General features: G+C 63.7%; 20 protein-coding genes. 11 read left to right on the top strand and 9 right to left on the bottom strand.

The window, feature by feature from the left end:
- Positions 1-102 precede the first annotated feature (102 nt).
- Both rpmB and QCM77_RS37125 read left to right on the top strand, forming a co-directional pair.
- Positions 103-414 carry a 50S ribosomal protein L28 gene (rpmB, locus tag QCM77_RS37130; protein ID WP_279664844.1) on the top strand — a complete coding sequence of 104 codons (312 nt, stop codon included), beginning with the start codon at positions 103-105 and terminating at the stop codon, positions 412-414.
- A 250-nt stretch (positions 415-664) separates the two neighbouring features.
- Entirely contained in the window at positions 665-2,254 is a 1,590-nt protein-coding gene (locus tag QCM77_RS37125; protein ID WP_280096235.1) for an AAA family ATPase, read from the top strand.
- A 139-nt stretch (positions 2,255-2,393) separates the two neighbouring features.
- On the opposite strand, the gene QCM77_RS37120 is transcribed toward QCM77_RS37125, so the two are convergent.
- Positions 2,394-2,681: a DUF1488 family protein gene (locus QCM77_RS37120; protein WP_280096234.1), complete on the bottom strand. Its 288-nt coding sequence runs from the start codon at positions 2,679-2,681 to the stop codon at positions 2,394-2,396.
- 225 nt (positions 2,682-2,906) lie between these two features.
- On the opposite strand from QCM77_RS37120, the gene QCM77_RS37115 reads away from it, so the two are divergent.
- Together QCM77_RS37115 and QCM77_RS37110 are read left to right on the top strand one after the other, a co-directional pair.
- Positions 2,907-3,143, top strand: coding sequence for a hypothetical protein (locus tag QCM77_RS37115; RefSeq protein ID WP_279664837.1), 237 nt, complete (start codon positions 2,907-2,909; stop codon positions 3,141-3,143).
- Positions 3,140-3,682 (top strand): hypothetical protein, encoded by a 543-nt coding sequence (locus tag QCM77_RS37110; protein WP_280096233.1) that lies wholly within the window; start codon positions 3,140-3,142, stop codon positions 3,680-3,682. The genes QCM77_RS37115 and QCM77_RS37110 overlap by 4 nt, the downstream gene beginning before the upstream one ends.
- 31 nt (positions 3,683-3,713) lie before the next feature.
- Here the strand turns inward: QCM77_RS37110 and QCM77_RS37105 are convergent, their stop codons facing one another.
- The 3 genes from QCM77_RS37105 to QCM77_RS37095 all read right to left on the bottom strand — a co-directional run bounded on the left by QCM77_RS37105 (position 3,714) and on the right by QCM77_RS37095 (position 4,759).
- Positions 3,714-3,992, bottom strand: coding sequence for a DUF1488 family protein (locus tag QCM77_RS37105; protein ID WP_280096232.1), 279 nt, complete (start codon positions 3,990-3,992; stop codon positions 3,714-3,716).
- Positions 3,993-4,203: 211 nt separating this feature from the next.
- On the bottom strand, positions 4,204-4,500 hold the full coding sequence (locus QCM77_RS37100) for a hypothetical protein (RefSeq protein ID WP_280096231.1): 297 nt from the start codon (positions 4,498-4,500) through the stop codon (positions 4,204-4,206).
- A complete protein-coding gene (locus tag QCM77_RS37095) occupies positions 4,493-4,759 on the bottom strand; it encodes a hypothetical protein (RefSeq protein ID WP_279664828.1) in 267 nt (88 codons plus the stop codon). The genes QCM77_RS37100 and QCM77_RS37095 overlap by 8 nt, the downstream gene beginning before the upstream one ends.
- Positions 4,760-5,117: 358 nt before the next feature.
- On the opposite strand from QCM77_RS37095, the gene QCM77_RS37090 reads away from it, so the two are divergent.
- From QCM77_RS37090 to QCM77_RS37080, 3 genes are all read left to right on the top strand, one after another.
- On the top strand, positions 5,118-5,252 hold the full coding sequence (locus tag QCM77_RS37090; protein WP_279664826.1) for a hypothetical protein: 135 nt from the start codon (positions 5,118-5,120) through the stop codon (positions 5,250-5,252).
- Positions 5,253-5,696: 444 nt separating this feature from the next.
- Positions 5,697-7,025 (top strand): T6SS phospholipase effector Tle1-like catalytic domain-containing protein, encoded by a 1,329-nt coding sequence (locus tag QCM77_RS37085; protein ID WP_280096230.1) that lies wholly within the window; start codon positions 5,697-5,699, stop codon positions 7,023-7,025.
- Between the two features lie 338 nt (positions 7,026-7,363).
- On the top strand, positions 7,364-7,609 hold the full coding sequence (locus tag QCM77_RS37080) for a PilZ domain-containing protein (RefSeq protein ID WP_211400098.1): 246 nt from the start codon (positions 7,364-7,366) through the stop codon (positions 7,607-7,609).
- Positions 7,610-7,642: 33 nt separating this feature from the next.
- Here the strand turns inward: QCM77_RS37080 and QCM77_RS37075 are convergent, their stop codons facing one another.
- From QCM77_RS37075 to cobS, 5 genes are all read right to left on the bottom strand, one after another.
- Positions 7,643-8,053: a hypothetical protein gene (locus QCM77_RS37075; protein ID WP_280096229.1), complete on the bottom strand. Its 411-nt coding sequence runs from the start codon at positions 8,051-8,053 to the stop codon at positions 7,643-7,645.
- A gap of 108 nt (positions 8,054-8,161) precedes the next feature.
- On the bottom strand, positions 8,162-9,274 hold the full coding sequence (locus QCM77_RS37070; RefSeq protein WP_280096228.1) for an NADH:flavin oxidoreductase/NADH oxidase: 1,113 nt from the start codon (positions 9,272-9,274) through the stop codon (positions 8,162-8,164).
- A gap of 148 nt (positions 9,275-9,422) precedes the next feature.
- Positions 9,423-10,478 carry an esterase-like activity of phytase family protein gene (locus QCM77_RS37065; protein WP_280096227.1) on the bottom strand — a complete coding sequence of 352 codons (1,056 nt, stop codon included), beginning with the start codon at positions 10,476-10,478 and terminating at the stop codon, positions 9,423-9,425.
- Positions 10,475-12,379, bottom strand: a complete 1,905-nt coding sequence (gene cobT, locus QCM77_RS37060) for a cobaltochelatase subunit CobT (RefSeq protein WP_279691578.1) — start codon at positions 12,377-12,379, stop codon at positions 10,475-10,477. The genes QCM77_RS37065 and cobT overlap by 4 nt, the downstream gene beginning before the upstream one ends.
- 186 nt (positions 12,380-12,565) lie before the next feature.
- Positions 12,566-13,564 carry a cobaltochelatase subunit CobS gene (gene cobS, locus QCM77_RS37055; RefSeq protein WP_279664813.1) on the bottom strand — a complete coding sequence of 333 codons (999 nt, stop codon included), beginning with the start codon at positions 13,562-13,564 and terminating at the stop codon, positions 12,566-12,568.
- Positions 13,565-13,860: 296 nt separating this feature from the next.
- On the opposite strand from cobS, the gene QCM77_RS37050 reads away from it, so the two are divergent.
- From QCM77_RS37050 to QCM77_RS37035, 4 genes are all read left to right on the top strand, one after another.
- Positions 13,861-14,520, top strand: a complete 660-nt coding sequence (locus QCM77_RS37050; RefSeq protein ID WP_279664812.1) for a DedA family protein — start codon at positions 13,861-13,863, stop codon at positions 14,518-14,520.
- A gap of 453 nt (positions 14,521-14,973) precedes the next feature.
- Positions 14,974-15,882 (top strand): NrtA/SsuA/CpmA family ABC transporter substrate-binding protein, encoded by a 909-nt coding sequence (locus QCM77_RS37045; protein WP_279664811.1) that lies wholly within the window; start codon positions 14,974-14,976, stop codon positions 15,880-15,882.
- 65 nt (positions 15,883-15,947) lie between these two features.
- The gene (locus tag QCM77_RS37040; RefSeq protein ID WP_279691575.1) at positions 15,948-16,658 is read left to right on the top strand and encodes an ABC transporter permease; all 711 of its coding nucleotides are present in this window, start codon (positions 15,948-15,950) and stop codon (positions 16,656-16,658) included.
- On the top strand, positions 16,646-17,524 hold the full coding sequence (locus QCM77_RS37035; protein ID WP_279664808.1) for an ABC transporter ATP-binding protein: 879 nt from the start codon (positions 16,646-16,648) through the stop codon (positions 17,522-17,524). Before QCM77_RS37040 ends, QCM77_RS37035 begins: the two co-directional genes overlap by 13 nt.
- The last annotated feature ends 28 nt before the right edge of the window (positions 17,525-17,552 follow it).

Here is a 17,552-nt window from a genome sequence, read left to right as displayed (position 1 = left end):
CCCCTATACGTCCGCCGCTCCCTGCAAGGACGAAAGAATTAGCCCCCGTGGCGCCCTGGATGGCGGCCGCACTCGTTGGGGGCTCGAACCAAGGATTTTGACATGTCTCGCCGCTGCGAACTGACGGCCAAGGGCCCCCAGGTTGGCCACAAGGTCAGCCACTCCAACATCAAGACCAAGCGCCGCTTCCTGCCGAACCTGGTCAACGTGACCTTCATCAGCGAAGCGTTGGGCCGCAACGTGCGCCTGCGCGTCTCCACCAACGCGGTCAAGAGCGTCGACCACAATGGCGGCCTCGACCCCTTCCTGCTCAAGGCCAAGGCCGACGTGCTGTCGCCCCGCGCCCTCGAGCTCAAGCGCGCCATCCAGAAGAAGGTCGGCCCGACTCCCGCGCCGGCGAAGAAGGCGAGCTAAGAGTTTTCGGATTGGGGTGGGGCTTGCGTCGCTTGGCGTAGGCTTAGCCGGATCAAGTTTTGCGTGACGGCCGGATCGGAAGATCCGGCCGTTTTTGTTTTTCGCCGCGGCGCAACGCGAGTTGAATTCCAGCGAACATCCAGCACCCATCTCTCATAAGTTGTTGACTACATCGCTCACAACTCTCATCGTTGCATTTTCGCTCCGCTCTTTTCCGTCATATCCGCCCCATTTATTGCAAGAGACTTCTGTGGCGCGCCTTACGAAAGCAGATATCGAGAAGACGCTATTGGCAGGCGCCATCTTGTCCTACGTAGATGCAAGCGGAAGCCCTGCGGCACTGCAGCTAGCGACGCCAACGCAACGGCGCCTCTTCGAATTTCTCCTCGCTTCGACCGTGCGCACACCAACTGCGCTTCCTGCCGCATTCATCGCAGGTCTACAGAAAGCGTTTGAGGCAACCCACGATCCGGCCATCGCGGCAGCGACTACGGGCGAAGATTCCCTCCAATCGGCCGGACCTTGGAAGCTCTCTTTGATTGAGGCGGAGGGTTTCGGAGGGCTGAATACATGGCAGGGTGAGATTTTCACATTCGACCTGGCCTGCGAGAGCTTCATATTGGAAGGTCCCAATGGTAGCGGAAAATCTTCTTTGATTGGCGCTGTCACTTGGGCCCTCACCGGACAAAGGCCCCGAGAACAATCCGAAATCGCCGAGTTGGAGAAAAGACCTATCTACGGAAATGGCCCTAAGCCCATGGGACAGTGGCCTCCACTAGCCTGCTATCCACCAACCACTGCCGATGCAAAAAGGACACCGACGGTACGTGTAAAGCTCACTTTTCGTGACCCAGGCGGACAAACGGCAACTGTCGAACGCCAATTGGTAGGCGATAGAGTTTCCACGAGAATTTCGCCGAACTTTCAGATACCGCCTCCCTTCATCGAGACTGGGCTGCTTATGCCTTCTCGCATTGGACGCATCCGCCTAAATGAATCAGGCAATCGACTAAAAGGCGCAGTCGAGCAATTGACTGGGTTGGACGACCTCATAGCAATCGGAACGTTGACAGCCGGCCTTTGTCACGCGTCAAGAGAATACAGAAGTTACCGCACCAAGGAATTGACCGCTCTGCGTGGCAGCTTTAACCGGGCCGTAGAGGCCGCTCGAAGCGCACTCGCACGTGTGAACATGCCGGTAGCAGAGTTTAAACCGGCCGACACCGAAGACACTAGCGGTCCGATGGTGGCTTTTGGAAAACGCCTTTCCGAACTTGCGGCCGAGCAGGCCAACGTAATCAAGAATGACCTTCATCCGAACATTCAACTAGGCCAAGCCATCAACCCTCGTGAGATTGCCGCTCCAGTGGTAACGCATCGGGGATCGCTCGACGTGCGAAAAATCGTAGGGGTTCTTTTCGAGAAAGGTAGACCCTCGGCGGTATTGCAGACTAGCAGAAGCGAGATATGCGATTGTGGAGGCCAGGCAGCGCTAACACATCTTGCGAAGACCGCGCTGGGCATCGTTGAGGTCGAAGGCAAGAGCGCGGAGCCGTTGGCTCTAGACGGTCAGTACTTAATTGTGCAAGACGCGCTTACATCTCAAGCAGCCATCGGTACTCAAGATGGAAGACCCGTCATTGTTGAAGATTCGAATGGCACGCATTATTTCAAACGTCTCCGTCTCCAGCGAGATGGAAGTGCAGTACTCGAGAGTCTGCATAGTGGAGGCGAGTATTCGCCAATTGTGCTAAGTTCAATTGGTTCGGAGAAAAATTGCTTACAAAAACTGTGGCCAGTTGCCGGCGTGCTCTTCGAGTTGCCTGGAAAGGCAGTCTAGGAAGGAAGAGCTGACTGAGCTCAATCCGGTGTCAATCACAAGCGTTTGGTGAGGGTATCGCTTTTTACTTTGTCGTCCAGTCGGCTTTTGCGCCGCGATGCTGGCATCGCGACGAGTGGGGACATGTGGAGCCCTCCCCCTACCCCCGAAAATCAATACTCCGCAGGACGATCCCCGGCGGCGTTCCCTCGAACTCGGTCGCCTGATACTTCCGTTCCACGCAGGCTTCGATGCGCTCGCGCAGGCGGGTGAACTGGGCTTCGCGCTCGTTGGGCCTGGCGCGCGGGCCGCGCTCGAGGTCGTCCATCGCGGAGGTCGAGATCGCGCAGGCGATCTCCTTGGCGCCGTCCTGCATCGAGAACTGGACGATGCCGCGGTCCTGTTCGTGGCCGACATAGCGGCCGTGTCCTCCGACCCTCAATTCCACTATACTCGCTGGGGTAGCATCGCTGGGAGGGGCATACGGTGGAGTCCAGCACAAGTCTGAGCCGAAAAAACCTCGTCATCTGCTGTGACGGCACCGGCAACGAGATCTCCGAGAACATCTCCAACGCCCTCGAAGCTGTAGCGCTGCCTGCGCAAGACGGACGGCCGCCGCCGCAGACAGTTGTGTTGACATTTGTTAACACTCCACCTATCTTCGGGTCTCCGCATGGCTGACCGGCCCAGGCACCCGCACAAGGAGATCGAGGCCGTCGTCGCGCACGCCGAATCGATCGGCTGGCGGTGGCGCAAGATGGGGCATTGGGGGCGGCTGTTCTGTGCGCATGCCGGTCGTGACGGTTGCCAGGTCGGCGTCAACGGCACACCGAAAAACCCGGAAGACCACGCCCGGCAGGTGATGCGGGCGATCGGCCGCTGCCCGCACGGAAAGGAGGAGGACACGTGAAGAAATTCGAATTCAGCGTCATTGCGTCCGGCCTCGATCCTGCGGCGGAGGATTTCGAGCAGCGCTTCTACGATGCCGGCTGCGACGATGCTGCGATCGCCTTCCAGAAGGGCCACATCATCGTCGACTTCACCCGGGAGGCGACATCAGTCAGCGAGGCCATCGTCACGGCGGTGCGGAACGTGCAGGCCGCCGGCGCCCACGTCGATCGCGTCGAGCCCGACCCGCTCGTCAGCCTGTCCGATATCGCCGCCCGAACAGGAATGACGCGCGCGGCGATGACGCAATATTCCAAGGGACAGCGCGCCAAGGATTTCCCCGCGCCGGTCGCCCGTGTCACGTCCGACAGTCCGCTGTGGGATTGGGCGACGGTCGCAAAATGGCTGTTTCAACACGACAAGCTCAGCCGCGACGAGGCGATCGAGGCGGCCGCCGTGCGAGCGGCCAACGCGGCGATCGGATCGCGCACGGCCAGGCTCGAAGAGACCTTGAAGGGAAGCCTGAAAGCCTACGAAAAGGAACTCGACCGGGCCGCGTGAGGCGTGGGATCGCTACTCTGCCCTTCTCCCCCTACCCCCGAAAATCAATGCTCCGCAGCACGATCCCCGGCGGCGTGCCCTCGAACTCCGTGGCCTGATACTTCCGTTCCACGCAGGCTTCGATGCGCTCGCGCAGGCGCATGAATTGCTCTTCGCGCTCGTTGGGCCTGGCGCGCGGGCCGCGCTCGAGGTCGTCCATCGCGGAGGTCGAGATCGCGCAGGCGATCTCCTTGGGGCCGTCCTGCATCGAGAACTGGACGATGCCGCGGTCCTGTTCGTGGCCGATGAAGCGGCTGGTGGTGAGCGTCATGGGGTAACTCCTTTGCGCGATTGGTTCTGGTGCGCTCCCTCTCCCGCTTGCGGGGGAGGGTTGGGGTGGGGGTGTTTCCGCGAACGAGATACTCCCCGTTTGGAGAGAGCCCTCACCCGCTGCGCTCGGGACGATGCTTCGCATCGCCCGGGGCGCATCGACCTCTCCCGCAAGCGGGAGAGGTAAGAAAGACCGAGCCCACGGCTCGCCTTCAGCCGTCGCCGTTCAGTCTTGCGAAATCGTCGAACAGCGCGGCCACCAGCGCGCGGTGGCGGGTGTCCTCGGCGGGGAGGCCCGCGGCATAGAGGTTGAGCAGATGGCGCGCCTTCACGGCGGCCTCCGGCCAGGACGCGGCCGGCACCGACATCATGCGGTTTTCGAGATCGGCCTCGCGCTCGCGCAGCTCCCTGACCTGGGCCTCGACATCGGCCAGCGCGCGGCGCAGATCGGTTGCCTTCTGGGCGGCCATGCCGCGATGGCTGTCGAGATCGACCGGGATGTCAGTCATTGGCGGCACTCGCGTCGATGCGTTGGGCATCCGCAAGGTCGACCGAGCCGATCGACAGCATCTCCACCGCACCGCGCACGCCTTCGGCGGGCACCGTGATCATGGTGGCGACGCGGCGATAGGACGCGAAGGACAGGCCCTCGATCATCTCCTCGTCGGTGACGACCTCATAGGCGCCGGCCGGCAACTCGCGCGCGACGCCGCGGATGTGGAATGGATGCTTGAAGGTGATGGTTTCTCGCCTCGAGCGGATGGTCATGCGCGCCTGCCTTTCGCAAAGAAGGGGCCCCAACCGACGCCAGCTGCCGCGAACATGCGCCCGTCGCGCGGCAATAGCCAGCATTATGTCAGCGCGGGCGGGCACTTAAGGCCCAGCGCGGCGCTCGCACGCGGCGTTTTAGTCCTCGCAATCGGCATGGCGCGGGCGTACGCTCGAACGCGTCAGCGCAGCTCACGCAATTGCCGCGCGTCGATGTTGCGCTGCATCTTTCGCGCCTCGCGTGCGCGGCGGCGATCTTCAATGGCTCGGGCAGATGCATCTCGTCGCCATGCCCGGCGACCATTGCAGCGGCCATCTCGCACGCAGACGAACTCGAAGCCCAGGAGGAGACGACGTCATGGCCAAGGGACAGCAACGCAGCAACCGCGAGACCAAGAAGCCGAAGAAGGACAAGATCAAGACCAGCGCAGCGGCGCCGAGCCGCAAGGATGCCGCCTGGCAGCCGGAAATCGGTCAGGGGAAGAAGAAGTAGGGGCGGGGCGAGCAGGGCTCGCGCTGTCTTCCCTCCTCCCCTCCTGTCCGCCGAAGCTTCAGCGAAGGCGGATGTGGGAGAAGGTGGCGCGAAGCCTCGCGGCGATCCACCCTCTTTCACAACGGCGGGGCTATCGCATATGACGCCTCAGCGGCGCCTGAGCGAGCGCCTCGTCCTTCGAGACGACCGCTTCGCGGTCTCCTCAGGATGAGGCTTAGCTGCATCCATCTGTGTTGAAATGCGGCCGCATACTCATCCCTTATCCTGAGGGCCCGCCGCAGGCGGGCGTCTCGAAGGATGGCCGCAGTCGAGCTTGCAGCCATACGTTGCTTCATGTGCGATGGCCGGCCCACGAGGGGAGAGGGGAAGAACCACCATCGTCTCCTCTCCCCCATCCTTTTCCGCTATACTCGCCCGGGTAGCATCACCGGGAGGGGCTGACTTGTGGAGCACGAACCAAAATCCGAGCCGAAAAACCTCGTCATCTGCTGTGACGGCACCGGCAACGAGATCGGCGAGAACATCTCCAACGTCCTGAAGCTCTACCGTTGCCTGCGCAAGACCGACAGGACGCAGCCGCGGCAGATGGTGTTCTACGATCCCGGGGTCGGCACGGTGACGGAGCCGTCGACGTGGCACCGGTTCAAGGCCAACGTCAATCTGGTGCTGGGGCTCGCCACCGGCTACGGGCTCGATGACAACGTGCTCTCGGCCTATTGCTTCCTGGTCGAGCATTACGCGCCCGGCGACAGGATCTATCTGTTCGGCTTCTCGCGCGGCGCCTATACCGTGCGGGTGCTGGCGGGACTGATCCACAAGATCGGCCTGATCTCGCCGGAGCAGGCCAACCTCGCAGGCTCTGGCCTCGTCGCCTACAAGCAATATTCCGGCACCGGGCGCGGCAACGACGTCAGCGACCTCGTCGATGAGGGCTCCGACGAAAACGGGCCGCTGCCGCAGAACAAGTTCGACCTCGCCGCGCAGTTCGCGCGCATCACCTCGTCGCGCTGGCCGACCATCCACTTCATCGGCGTCTGGGACACGGTGGCGAGCGTGATCGTGCCGCGGCGCGACAATTTCTTCTTCGTGTTCAGCCTGGAGGAGCTCGCCTTCACGCTGCTCAATCCGAGCGTCAACATCTTCCGGCAGGCGATCGCGATCGACGAGCGGCGCTGCATGTTCCGCCTCAAGGACTATGAGGAGCCGCAGGAATATTGGCGCAACCGCTTCGTGCCCGATCACAAGAAGGAGCCGCAGGACATTTTGCAGGTGTGGTTCGCCGGCGTGCATAGCGACGTCGGCGGCGGCTATCCGGAGGCCGAGAGCGGCGAGTCGAAATATCCGCTGATCTGGATGATCGAGGAGGCGGGACGCGCGGGGCTGAACTTCAACCCGCGCACGGTGAACCAGCTCGCCTGGGGCATCCAGCGCAAGAACTCACCGTTCCACTACGTCGCGCCCGCCTACACCGGCAAGACGGGCATGCTGCACAATTCGATGACGGCGCTGTGGCGCGTGCTGGAGTTTCTGCCGAAGAGCGCCAAGTACAAGGAATGGCCGGAGCGGAAAGTGTTTCTGGGCTTCTACATCCCCGATTGCGAACCGCGCCCCATCCCCGAAGGCGCGCATCTGCACGAGAGCGTGGTGAAGCGGATGGCGGTGGAGCCGGGATATCGCCCGGTGAATTTGCCGAAGGATTATGTGACGGTGCCGATGCCGGTGCCGCCGCATATGGGTACCGCTGCCGAGGCGGATGAGATCGTGACGGGGTGAGGTTTGCTTAGAGGCAGACCGCAATGGACACTGACCGGCGCTCCACCAAAAGTGTCGTCCTGGCGAAAGCCAGGACCCATACCGCGTGATCTTTCGGTTGCGGAAGCTAGGCGTACCGAACAACGAATCTTCGCCAAAATACGTCCTGGGGTAATGGGTCCTGGCTTTCGCCAGGACGACACGAAGATACAGCCGCCCCACCCCGCTACCGCCGCTTTCTCCATTCGCCGACACTTTTCATTAAAATTCTCAGCCCCGCCTTAGTCGGATCGCATCAACTCTTCTGCATCATCGACCGGACCACCCGCGCTATCCGCGGAAATTGGAGGAGAGAGCCAATGCATCCGCGCCGACACGCCCGCGTCAAACCCGCAGGCCTGGTATCCCGCCAGGCCAAGATCATCACCGACCCGCGCGCGCCGGTGATCGTTTGCACGCTGATCGACTATTCGCCCGGCGGCGCCTGCGTCGATCTCGGCGGTCAGGTGACGATCCCCGACAGGTTCGAGCTGCTGCACGTCAACACGAAAAAGCGCTGCCGGATCGCGTGGAAGCGTGGCACGCGGGTGGGCGTGGTGTTTTAGAGGGAACCCTCCCCGTCGCGCCGCTATCTCGTTTCACGACTTCCGCATCCTGGCCTTCGCGCCCGCGATGATCTGCATGGCGACGCCGGCGATCCAGCCGATCAGAGCAAGCCAGGTCCAGGCCATGTGCGGCTCGAGCCGCAGCACGATGATGGCGATGGAGGCAAAGGCGGTGAACGTGGCGCAGAGCGTGCCGGCGGAGCTCAGGAATTCCGCGGCGTCGAGCTGGCTGTGGGCCTCGTCGAACGGAACCTGCGGCGTGTCGATGCCGAGATAGAAGCCGACGACGCCGAGCAGCATCATCACCAGCAGAAAGCCCTGCGTGGTGAGCGGCGCAATCGCAGATCCGACATAGGCGCCGACGAACAGCCCGCACGCGGCCCCCGCCATCGCGAGGCCAACGCGCTCCAGCACATGAGCAGCCTTCCGGACACGAAACCGCATGGCGGGCCTCCGTGAGGAGTTGGGTGCGCGAGGTTAGGCCAGATTTGGGGGAGGCGGAAGGTGAGAGGAGTTACGGATGCGTGAGGGATAGGTGGTGAGGGGCTACCCTCACCGCGCCCCGAACGTGGTCTTGCCGAACAGCGCCTTCTGCGTCGACGGCTGCGAGCGCCAGTATTGCGGTGGTGCCTCGACTTCGCCGCCGACGTCCGCTGCGGCATGCCAGGCCCAGCGGGGGTCGTACAGCATGCCGCGGGCGAGTGCGATCATGTCGGCCTTGCCGGATGCGACGATCTCTTCGGCCTGGCTGGCTTCCGTGATCAGGCCGACGGCGATGGTGGGAAGTCCTGTCTCGCGCTTGATGGCCTCGGCAAACTGCACCTGGTAGCCGGGGCCGAGCGCGATCTTCTGCAGCGGCGAGACGCCGCCGGAGGAAGCGTCAATCCAGTCGACGCCGCGCGCCTTCAGCGCGCCTGCGAATTCGATGGTCTGCGCCAGATCCCAGCCGCCCTCGACCCAGTCGGTCGACGATACCCGCATACCGACCGGCTTGTCGTGCGGGAACACCGCGCGGACCGCGTCGTAGACCTCCAGCGGAAAGCGCATGCGGTTTTCGAGCGAGCCGCCGTACGCGTCGGTGCGCCTGTTGGAGATCGGCGAGAGGAACTGATGCATGAGATAGCCGTGCGCGCCGTGCAGCTCGATCGCGTCGATGCCGATGCGGTTCGCGCGTTTGGCGGACTCGACGAAGGCCTCGCGGATGCGCTTGAGGCCTGCGGCGTCGAGCGCGAGCGGCGCGGCCTCGCCCTCCTTGTGCGGCAGCGCTGACGGCGCCACCGTCTGCCAGCCGCCCGCGTCCTGCGGAATCAGCTGGCCGCCGTCCCAGGGCCGCGCGCTGGAGGCCTTGCGGCCGGCATGCGCGAGCTGCATCGCGATCGCGGTCGAGGAGTGCTTGCGCACCGAGCTGAGGATCTGCTTCAGCGCGGCCTCGGCGGCATCGCTGTAGAGCCCGAGGCAGCCCGGCGTGATGCGGCCGATCGCCTCGACATGGGTCGCCTCGATGCAGAACATCGCCGCACCCGACAGGCTGAGATTGTTGATGTGGGTGAAGTGCCAGTCATTGGCGACGCCGTCGTCGGCCGAATACTGGCACATCGGCGAGACCACGATGCGGTTCGTCAACGTCAGGCCGCGCAGCTTGATCGGGGAAAACAGGGCGCTCATGCGGGGGAGTTCCGGAGGGATGGAGGGCGATGCAGGGAGTGTAGTGAGGCAAACGCGGATTGCCAGCCGCGCCGGGGGAATGGCGGACCGTAGCGTCATGCATTGCGCCCGTCATATGATCACGGGATCGCGACGACCTCCGCGTCCCCTACTCCACCAGCGTGAACTGCAACAGCAGCGTGCGCTGGAGCAGCGAAAAATTGTCGTCCGACACCAGCGTCAGGACGGTCTCGCCGTCGGCGGTGACGTGGGCGTCGATGCCTTCCATGTTGTCGATCTCCTGGCCGAGATCGGCCTTGAACAGCGCGGGGCCGTCGACCACGGCGCCGGGCGCGATCGATTTCAGGGGGATCGCGCGGATGCGGATGTCGACGCCGGTGAACCAGGAGAATTTGCGTTCGAGGATCAAGAGATCGCCCGAGGGCAGCAGCACGGCGTCGCTGATGAACTGCTGGTCGGTGCGGCGAATGCTGAACTGGCCCGGCGTGGGGCCGCCGATCAAAAATCCGATCAGATTGCCGTTGGCATCGAAGCCGCCCTCCGACAACGCGATCAAGGTGCCCGCGAGCGGCTGCCCTTTGGGCACGAACACCAGCGCTTCGAGCCCCTTGTTGTAGGGCAGCTTGCGCACCGCCGGCGGCACGGCGAGCACCTCGCCGCGGGCGCGGGTGCCGCCGCCGGCGAAATTGAAACGCATGATCTGGTTGACGCGCTCGAGCCCGACATAGACGAGGTCGCCGTCACGCGCGAGCGATTCGGTGTCGTACCACAGCCTCTTCTCGGTGATCGGCCGCCCTTCCGCATTGAGCACCGGCGCGGCCTCGACGTCGTCGAGCGCGACCATGCTCCGCCCGGAATAGCGGATGCGACCGGTGAACCAGGTGGCCTGGTCGGAGATCGCGAGAAAGCGCTCGCCCCTGGTATCGAGGAAGCGGAAGCCGGACAGGCCGCCGAAGCGGCGATGCGGCGAGGTCAGCACGAGGCCGCCGCGATACTCCAGCGAGCCGAAGCGCGTGCGCGCGCGGTCGCGCGGCTCGAAATTCGGAATCGGCCGCGCGTTGACCTCGATGCGGACGGGCGCGGCGCCGGCGTGCTCGATCGGCTCGGTCGTGGCTTGCGCCTGCGCCAGGCGAGAAAGTGCGAGAGTGGAAAATCCCGCCGCCGCGTGGCCCAGAAAGCTGCGGCGGGATGAGGGTTTGCTCACGAATGCAATTTGCGGCGCGGGCGGTTGGCCGGTTGCGTCGGCGCGGTGTTGGTCTCGCTGAAGAGTTCGGCGAGCTTTTCGGTGATGGCGCCGCCGAGCTCTTCGGCATCCACGATCGTCACCGCGCGGCGATAATAGCGCGTCACGTCATGGCCGATGCCGATCGCGATCAGCTCGACCGGCGAGCGGATCTCGATCTCCTCGATGATGTGGCGCAGGTGCCGCTCGAGGTAGTTGCCGGGATTGACCGACAGCGTGGAATCGTCGACCGGCGCGCCGTCCGAGATCATCATCAGGATCTTGCGCTGCTCGGGCCGACCGAGCAGGCGCTTGTGCGCCCAGTCGAGCGCCTCGCCGTCGATGTTCTCCTTCAAGAGCCCCTCGCGCATCATCAGGCCGAGGTTTTTTCGCGCACGACGCCACGGGGCATCCGCCGACTTGTAGATGATGTGGCGGAGATCGTTGAGGCGGCCGGGATTGGCCGGCTTGCCGGCGGCAAGCCAGGCCTCGCGCGATTGCCCGCCCTTCCAGGCGCGCGTGGTGAAGCCGAGAATCTCGACCTTGACGCCGCAGCGCTCCAGCGTGCGGGCGAGGATGTCGGCGCAGGTCGCCGCCACCGTGATCGGGCGTCCGCGCATCGAGCCGGAATTGTCGAGCAGCAGCGTCACCACGGTGTCGCGGAACGTCGCCTCCTTCTCGTGCATGAAGGACAGCGGATGATAGGGATCGGTCACCACGCGCGAGAGCCGCGCGGGGTCCAAAATGCCCTCTTCGAGATCGAACTCCCAGGCGCGGTTCTGCTGCGCCATCAGCCGGCGCTGCAGCCGGTTGGCGAGACGGGCGACGATGCCCTGCAGATGCGCGAGCTGCTTGTCGAGATAGGCGCGCAACCGCTCCAGCTCGTCATGATCGCAGAGGTCTTCGGCAGCGATGATCTCGTCGAATTTCGGTGCGAAGGCGTGATATTCCGGCCCGCGCGGCTCGTTCTTGCCGTGCGAGTTCGGACGCGTCGCCTCGCCCGGCGTCTCGTCGTCGCCGAGCTCGCCGTCGTCGAAGGTATCGGAGGTCGAGGCCTGCGCGCTTTCCATCGCGCTCTCGCTCATCTCCTCGCTCGACGCCTGCGCCTGATCGGCGCTCATCTCCTGCGCGGCGTCGGAATCGGGCGAGCCCTCGGCGCCGGACTGGTCGTTGTCGCCGTCCTGATTATCCTCGTTGTCGTCATTGTCTTCACTGTCGGCGCTGCGCTCGTCGCCGATCTCGAGCGCGGTCAACAGATCATGCACGGCGTCGCCGAACCTGGTCTGATCCTCGACCAGGCCGTCGAGCCGGTCGAGCCGCTTGCCGATCTTGTCTTCGAGGATGGGACGCCAGAGGTCGACCACCTTCTTGGCAGCCGTCGGCGGCGCCATGCCGGTCAGGCGTTCGCGCACCAGCATCGCCAGCGCGTCCGCAAGCGGCGCGTCGGCGCGGTCGGTGATTTCGTCGAACTTGCCGCGATGGAAATGGTCGTCGAGCATCGCAGTGAGGTTTTTGGCAACGCCGGCCATGCGGCGCGCGCCGATCGCCTCGACGCGAGCCTGCTCCACCGCCTCGAACACGCCACGCGCCTGCGGATTGCCCGGCATCAGCTTGCGATGCAGTTTCGGATCGTGACAGGCGAGCTTGAGCGCGATCGAGTCGGCATGGCCGCGCACGATCGCGGCATCCCGCTTGGTCATTTTTCGCGCGGGCTCGGGCAGCCGTGCCTTGCCCGGCGCGAGCCCGGGACGCTCCGCGGCGAAGCTGACGTCGAGCTCGGGCGCCTTGGCGATCGCCTTCAGGCAGGACGCCACCGAGCGCTTGAACGGCTCGGTCGGGGCTTCCTTGGTGTTGCGGAACTTGGAGTTGGAGGTGGTGCTCATCTCGATCTCACCGTCGTCCTGGCGAAGGCCAGGACCCATAACCACCGCATGCAGTTATTGAGCACATTGACGGCCCCGATCTTCGCGACAACCACGCCCTGTGGTTATGGGTCCCGGATCTGCGCTTCCTCCAGACGGCGCTTCGCGCCGCCAGGAGTTCGCTTGTCCGGGACGACATCTCAAATCTCAGCTGAGCGCCACGTTCACCGCCGATTCCGGCAGCTCCGCGTTGAAGCAGCGCTGGTAGAACTCGGCAACCAGCGGACGCTCGAGCTCGTCGCACTTGTTGAGGAAAGTGACCCGGAACGCGAATCCGATATCGCCAAAAATGTCGGCGTTCTCCGCCCAGGTGATCACCGTGCGCGGGCTCATCACCGTCGACAGATCGCCATTGGCGAAGGCGTTGCGGGTGAGATCGGCAAGGCGCACCATCTTGTTGACGATGTCGCGGCCTTCCTGGGTGCGATAGTGCTTGGCCTTGGCCAGCACGATCTCCACTTCCTCGTCATGGCTGAGATAGTTCAGCGTTGTGACGATCGACCAGCGGTCCATCTGGCCCTGGTTGATCTGCTGGGTGCCGTGGTAGAGGCCCGAGGTGTCGCCGAGGCCGACGGTGTTGGCGGTCGAGAACATCCGGAACGCCGGATGCGGCTTGATCACCTTGTTCTGGTCGAGCAGCGTCAGGCGGCCGGAGACTTCCAGCACGCGCTGGATCACGAACATCACATCCGGGCGGCCGGCATCGTATTCGTCGAACACCAGCGCGACGTTGTGCTGGAGCGCCCAGGGCAGGATGCCGTCGCGGAACTCGGTGACCTGCTTGCCGTCGCGGACCACGATGGAATCCTTGCCGACGAGATCGATACGGCTGATGTGGCTGTCGAGGTTGACGCGCACGCAGGGCCAGTTCAGCCGGGCGGCGACCTGTTCGATATGGGTCGATTTGCCGGTGCCGTGATAGCCGGTGACCATGACGCGGCGATTTCTGGAGAAGCCGGCGAGAATGGCGAGCGTGGTGGCGCGGTCGAAGCGGTAGTCGGCGTCAACTTCCGGGACATGAGGATCGACTTCGGAATAGGCCGGCACTTCGAGATCGCTGTCGATCCCGAACACCTGGCGCACCGACACCTTCATGTCGGGCAGACCGGAAACTTCCTCAACTTTGGACAGAGCGGCGGTCGTCATCAATCCTCCGAGGCCCCGGGCGGTCCCGAGACCAGTTATTTGCACGTTGGCTGCGGCTGGGTGCGGTCGCGAACCTATCAGAGACAGCGTGCGGGCAGAAGCCCGCGCCCCAATCAAAGTTCCATTGTCTTTTCATTTAGATAGGTGAGGAACGCAGATTTTGGAGGGCTGCCTTGCGAATCACGCTTGAATTTCGTGCAGATGCGGGGTCCTGCTTACGCGGGCGGCACTTTTACCGCCGCCCGTTACTTATGTAGGGTCCGACCCCCAACGCCCAATCCAACCACAGAGACGACGTGACGTCCTTTCTCGATCCCCTCATTTCATTCGTCTCGGCCCATGCGTGGCTGGCCTATCTGACCCTGTTCCTGGCGGCCCTGCTGGAGGCCGTGCCGGTTGTGGGCTCGGTGATCCCCGGCTCGACCATCATCCTGGCGCTGAGTGCGCTGGTTCCAGGCGGCGAGCTGAAGCTGCAATGGGTGCTGCTGGCGGCGGCAGTTGGCGCTGTGCTCGGTGACGGCTCGGCCTACTGGATCGGGCACCGGCAGCAGCGCGAAATCCTCAACACCTGGCCGCTGGCCAATTATCCGCGCGTGGTCGAGGAGAGCGAAAGCTTCTTCCACCGCTTCGGTGCCTGGGCGGTGTTCTTCGGCCGCTTCGTGCCACCGATCCGCGCCTTCGTGCCCGTGACTGCCGGGGCGCTCGGCATGGCGCCGGCGAAGTTTTACGCGGTGAACATCCCGGCGATCCTGGCCTGGGCGCCGGCGCATGTGCTGCCGGGCGTGCTCGCGGTGTCGGCGCTGCACGAATATGCCGGGCTGCCGCATCACGGGCATATCGGCAAGCACATCTGGATCCTCACCGTGGTCGGCATCGCGATCGTTGTGAGCCTGGCGGTATGGACCATTCGCCGGCGGCACCGCAGCGGCGTCGCGGAAGCAAAGCCGCGGGCCTGAAGCGCGATGCCGAGCGTACGGGTCGCCGCAGCCTCGACTTTGCCCTTCTCAAGCACGTCGGCCGGATAGCCCGCGTTGATGATGACCGCAACCGGGAAAGCACCGTAACCTGGGCACGGCACCGAGTCCCTCCGGCTGAGGGCACGCCGGCTCTGAATGGGCAGAGCTCGCGCAACACAAGAGGCGGGCGGACGGAGCTCTCCGTTGCCCAAATTACAGTCCCCTGCGCATCGGCGATGCGCAAATAGCCGTCAACGGGCGAGGTTGTCGATTAATTGCTTCACGGCGCGTTGCCTTCGGATGACCCTCGTCCGATCATAGGCTGGCCGTTGCGGCCGCCGACATGACGGGGGTGGTTGCATGCGCTCGAAAACAGCTCTTCGCATGGTTTTGTTTGCGATCTCAGCATATGCGGGCGTCTTGAATCCCGGTTCCCGGGCTAGAGCCGAAGATGTGCTGAAGGCGCGGCTTGCGCAGAATCTTGGCCCGATTTCGGGCCTCGCGATCGTCGCCAAGACGAACGGCTTCTTCGCCAAGCAGGGACTCGATATCTCCGTCTCGAATTTCACGAGCGGAAAGCAGTGCCTCGATACGGTGGTGGGAGGTGGAGCGGATATCGCAACGACCGCCGAAGCTCCGGTCACGGCGGCCGCGATGGCCCAGCAGCCAATCGCCTTCGTCGCCGGCATGGAATATTCGGATCTGAAGACGATGACGGCCGCGTCCGCCGCAATCAGGGCGAAAGCGGATTTGCGCGGTAAACGCATCGGCTTCACGGCCGGGACGGGTAGTGAGGTCTACACGGCGGTTCTGTTGAAGGCGGCGGGACTGACCGCCAAGGACGTTACGCTCGTCAATCTTCGGCCGCAGGAGATGCTTCCCGCACTGGCGGCGGGGAGCATTGATGCGTTCGACACCTGGGAGCCGCATGTAGCGAATGCAAAGAAGGCTCTTGGCGAGGGCGCCGTCCTGCTCGATACGAAGGGGCTCTACTCGGAGACCTTCAACATCGTTGTGATGCGATCCTATCTGGAGGCCTCCCCCGCGGTCGTCGGCAAATTCCTGGCTGCCCTCATTGAAGCTGAAGGCTGGGTCAAGGCTCATCCGAACGAAGCGATCGACGTCGTTGCCGCAGCAACCGGCATGAAGCGCGACGAGCTGGCGGCGATCTGGTCGGATTACATCTATCACGTGCGCATCGACGACAGGCTGCTCGAGACGCTAAAAACGCACGCTGCCTGGCGGCTCGATACCGGCAATCATCCGCCCGGGGCGGTAATGCCCGATTTCTCGAAGATCATTGCGACCGCTCCGCTGAAAGCGCTTGATGCCGCACGTGTGACGCTGTCGGCCAATCCATGAGCGCCGGCGTAGGCAACCGTGCGAACGCGGCCGGGCGCCTGAGCGTGCTTGTCGGTGTGCTCTCCGTGCCAACCTTCGTCGGCGCATGGGAATTGATCGCACGATTGCGGATCGTCAACGCGGTGCTGTTTCCGCCACCTTCGACGGTAGCTGTCGCCGTCCTTGACTGGATCCATAGCGGTCAGTTTTTCAGCGACCTTTCAGCGAGCCTCTTCCGCGTCACTGCGGGATTTTTGATCGGTGCCACGGGCGGGATCATGCTGGGCGTCCTGACAGGCCAGTTCCGGCTGGTCTCAAGCCTGCTCTCTCCGTTGTTCCATATTCTTCGCCCGATCCCCCCAATCGCCTTTGTGCCGATCGTGATCCTCTGGTTCGGGCTGTCGGAGGCCGGCAAACTGTTTCTGGTCGTCTGGGGCGTGTTCTTCACCGTGTGGCTCGCGACCCATATCGGCGTGCAGAAGGTCGACCGCGGCCTCATTCGCGCCGCGCAGATGCTCGGCACGCCACGCCGGCAGATGCTATCGGAGATCGTCCTGCTGGGCGCGCTTCCCTACATCGTTGTCGGCCTGCGCACCGCCGTAAGCATCTCCTTTTACACGCTGGTCGCCGCTGAGCTGGCGGGCGCGTTTGCCGGCATCGTTTACCGGATCGAGATTGCGCAACAGAACATGCAGACCGGACAGGTCATGGGAGGGCTGGCGGCGCTCGGATTGCTCTCATTCGTGGCCGACCGTTCCTTCGCGGCAATCGCTGAACGTGCCGTATGGTGGCGATGATGCACAACCCGCTTCGTCCGCCCCCACCGCTCCGGCTGGTGGATGCTGCGCCCGCACCTTCATCGGCAACACCTCAAGCGATCATCCGCGTCGAGGATTTGAGCATCGTCTTCGATGTGCCGCGCGGCCAGGTTATGGCGGTGGACCGGGTGTCTCTGGCGGTCATGTCGGGCGAATTCGTCTCGCTCGTGGGTCCGTCGGGCTGCGGCAAGTCTACGCTTTTGAATGCGATGGCAGGCCTCGAACGGCCGTTCGAAGGCCAGGTCATGGTGGCTGGCGAGCCAATGCTGGCACCCCGACCTGATATAGGGATGGTCTTCCAGCAGCCGCATCTGTTTCCGTGGAAATCGGTGCGCCGCAATATCGCTCATGGGCCGCGCGCGCTCGGCAAGTCGAAGGCGGAGGCGCTGCGGATCGCTAACGACCTGATCGAAATGATCGGGCTGACAAAATTCGCGAACGCCTATCCGCATACGCTTTCAGGCGGCATGCAGCAGCGCGTGGCGATTGCGCGCGCCCTCGCAAACCAGCCGCGTGTCCTGCTCATGGACGAGCCGTTCGGTGCTTTGGACGCGCAGACCCGGGCGGTGATGCAGGATAACCTTCTGGAGCTTCGCGACCGGATCAACGCCACCATCGTTTTCGTCACGCACGATATCGACGAAGCCATTCTCCTGTCGGATCGCGTGCTGATCATGAGCGCCGGGCCGGGCCGTATCCTGCGGGATCTTTCCGTGGGCCTGCCGCGCCCGCGTTCCAGCGCCATCCTGACCGATCCCGCCTATCTCGCCCTCAAGCGGGATTGCCTTGATCTGATCCGGACCGAAGGCCGCAAGGCGTTCGAGCAAATGGAAACAGTGACCTAAGCTCAGTGCGGGCTGGCATGGCTCTTGA

This window comes from Bradyrhizobium nivariense, from assembly GCF_029846695.2.
GTDB lineage: Bacteria > Pseudomonadota > Alphaproteobacteria > Rhizobiales > Xanthobacteraceae > Bradyrhizobium.
This window is presented reverse-complemented; position numbering and strand designations above follow the sequence as displayed.

Excerpts from the sequence above, each read along its gene's own strand:
- rpmB (WP_279664844.1), top strand. The coding sequence starts at position 103 with ATGTCTCGCCGCTGCGAACTGACGGCCAAGGGCCCCCAGGTTGGCCAC.
- QCM77_RS37115 (WP_279664837.1), top strand. The coding sequence starts at position 2,907 with ATGGCTGACCGGCCCAGGCACCCGCACAAGGAGATCGAGGCCGTCGTC.
- QCM77_RS37105 (WP_280096232.1), bottom strand. The coding sequence starts at position 3,992 with ATGACGCTCACCACCAGCCGCTTCATCGGCCACGAACAGGACCGCGGC.
- QCM77_RS37100 (WP_280096231.1), bottom strand. The coding sequence starts at position 4,500 with ATGACTGACATCCCGGTCGATCTCGACAGCCATCGCGGCATGGCCGCC.
- QCM77_RS37095 (WP_279664828.1), bottom strand. The coding sequence starts at position 4,759 with ATGACCATCCGCTCGAGGCGAGAAACCATCACCTTCAAGCATCCATTC.
- QCM77_RS37090 (WP_279664826.1), top strand. The coding sequence starts at position 5,118 with ATGGCCAAGGGACAGCAACGCAGCAACCGCGAGACCAAGAAGCCGAAG.
- QCM77_RS37080 (WP_211400098.1), top strand. The coding sequence starts at position 7,364 with ATGCATCCGCGCCGACACGCCCGCGTCAAACCCGCAGGCCTGGTATCC.
- QCM77_RS37075 (WP_280096229.1), bottom strand. The coding sequence starts at position 8,053 with ATGCGGTTTCGTGTCCGGAAGGCTGCTCATGTGCTGGAGCGCGTTGGC.
- QCM77_RS37070 (WP_280096228.1), bottom strand. The coding sequence starts at position 9,274 with ATGAGCGCCCTGTTTTCCCCGATCAAGCTGCGCGGCCTGACGTTGACG.
- cobT (WP_279691578.1), bottom strand. The coding sequence starts at position 12,379 with ATGAGCACCACCTCCAACTCCAAGTTCCGCAACACCAAGGAAGCCCCG.
- cobS (WP_279664813.1), bottom strand. The coding sequence starts at position 13,564 with ATGACGACCGCCGCTCTGTCCAAAGTTGAGGAAGTTTCCGGTCTGCCC.
- QCM77_RS37035 (WP_279664808.1), top strand. The coding sequence starts at position 16,646 with ATGGTGGCGATGATGCACAACCCGCTTCGTCCGCCCCCACCGCTCCGG.